Genomic DNA, 1,482 nt, shown 5'->3' on the forward strand with positions numbered 1-1,482 from the left:
TTACCATTCATACTCTATCCTCCTTATTATACCAAAGAAATTTAATTGACTCTATAAAAATATCCACACATGACCACACAGCCAAGTAGGGCAGACTACTTGACTGCATGGTCACGTTCATATCAGTCGATGCACCGACTCTACCATGGTTTTTAGAACCTTTTAGAATTTCAGATTAACAAGAGAGGAAAGTGCATTTTCCATAGATTACCTTAGATATCAAACCAAAAGCCACGAAAAAGATTTGATAGTTTTATTATACTATTTATACTGTTTTTGACAATAGTATGTATTAATGCTTAAGATTTTAAAGCAACTTTCAGCGTATTATACAAAGATTGGTGTTATATCATATAATAAAAGCCGTTTCAATTGTAGAATATGTACTAAAATATATTGCTTTTCCTTTAATATTAGCTTAAGCACCTCCGGATGACCAAACTTATCACTAAAATCAACCCACTCCAATGCTTATCCCGAAACCAAAAAAGCGAGTTGAATAATCAACCCGCAAAACTTGCATCATTTTACTTTAACAATCTATATTTCTTTAAAAGCTCATTCCTATATACTTTATCTGTATTGGCCTTTATTATTTTCTCTAAGTTACCCTCTCTTGCTAATATGATATTCAGTTCACTTACCATATCAGCTCCTTCTTCTCTTCCAAGTTCAATCCCTTTTTCTTCCGCCAGTTCAAAAAATCCCTTCATATTGCTTACCTTCCTTTCATGTGCCACCTTTATTATATTCTCAACATTTTTAAAACCTGACATCGCAGACATCAGCATCAAGATCTCATCTACATGCTTTATATCACTTTCATCGCCTTCATAACTGTCAGTTGTTCTCATCTGATACAAGTAGTCTGCAAGCATTCTAAAATCACTTTTAAACAGATCTATTTTTTCTCTATCCAAAAATGCTATCTCAAATACATTTATCTTGTAGTCACTTACATACGGTTTTAAGTTTTCATCTACTTCAAGCAAATCCAACAAGGAGTTTGAGTATTTCCAATTCTTTTCATATCCCATATATAACACCAATGTTATCACGGGATATTTCTTTTTATATCTGTTCTCTTCCAATACTTGCTTCTTATATTCAGCTCCGTCATAACCTATAACCCTCATCGGCATAAGCTTATCAGGCACAGTCTGATTCTCAAGTCCGAATAACGCTATATTGATTTGGCTGTTCTTCCAATACTTTGCAACATCTCGGTACTGTGAATGTATCTCACCGTCAAGCTTTAATGCACTGTCAACCGGAGTATCTATAAGTACATCCTCATCTACTATCCTTTTCCCGTTAAATAACAACACATTTACTATATCTGCAAATACATCATTATATCTCTCAAGCATCTTTTGTGTTATGTCTTTACCATTCATACTCTATCCTCCTTATTATACCAAAGAAATTTAATTGACTCTATAAAAATATCCACACATGACCACACAGCCAAGTAGGGCAGAC

1 protein-coding gene is annotated in these 1,482 nt (G+C 33.8%); it reads right to left on the reverse strand.

Features of this window, described 5'->3' with window-relative positions; translation table 11 throughout:
- Positions 1-527 precede the first annotated feature (527 nt).
- Positions 528-1,397, reverse strand: coding sequence for an Rpn family recombination-promoting nuclease/putative transposase (locus EHW90_RS09650; protein ID WP_124952532.1), 870 nt, complete (start codon positions 1,395-1,397; stop codon positions 528-530).
- Positions 1,398-1,482 lie beyond the last annotated feature (85 nt).

This window comes from Lachnoanaerobaculum orale, from assembly GCF_003862485.1.
GTDB lineage: Bacteria > Bacillota > Clostridia > Lachnospirales > Lachnospiraceae > Lachnoanaerobaculum > Lachnoanaerobaculum orale.

Excerpts from the sequence above, each read along its gene's own strand:
- EHW90_RS09650 (WP_124952532.1), bottom strand. The coding sequence starts at position 1,397 with ATGAATGGTAAAGACATAACACAAAAGATGCTTGAGAGATATAATGAT.